A 451-nucleotide genomic window follows, 5' to 3' on the forward strand; every position below is an offset into this window, starting at 1 on the left:
GGGGAGTAGGGTGGGTTCGAAGGCATTCCAAACATACTCCCTTATTCCCCTACTCCCTTACTCCCATAAATTCTAATTCCCCAGCGCCAGCTGATCCGTGATCTCAAACCGCTCGGCGTCGCCGATGCGGATCATGTTGAGGCTGCCCTCGCGGGTGAAGCGGAAATTGCTGGGCGCGTCGGAGCTGGCCGGCCGGCCGCCGCGGAAGGAAATGACGCGCGTGCCGCCATCGGGCCAGGTGACCGTGACGTCTGCCTTGTCGGCGGCGCGTACGACGTTGACCTTGCAGCGCTCCATTGGCTGGCCGACATAGCGGGCGCAGGGAATCTCGGGATCCGGCGAGACGTCGGGCGCCGCCAGCGCCAGTACGTACGCATCCTGCATGGCGGCGCGGCCGATTTCGGCGGCGGATTTTGGCGTGCTTTCGGCTGCCGGACCGGCGCCGCCATGC

1 pseudogene is annotated in these 451 nt (G+C 65.6%); it reads right to left on the minus strand.

The features are described from left to right. Nucleotides 1–72: 72 nt before the first annotated feature. Nucleotides 73–451: pseudogene (locus EN750_RS38685) on the minus strand (SH3 domain-containing protein); the annotation flags it as partial.

This window comes from Mesorhizobium sp. M7A.F.Ca.ET.027.03.2.1, from assembly GCF_003999175.1.
In the GTDB taxonomy this organism is placed as follows: domain Bacteria; phylum Pseudomonadota; class Alphaproteobacteria; order Rhizobiales; family Rhizobiaceae; genus Mesorhizobium.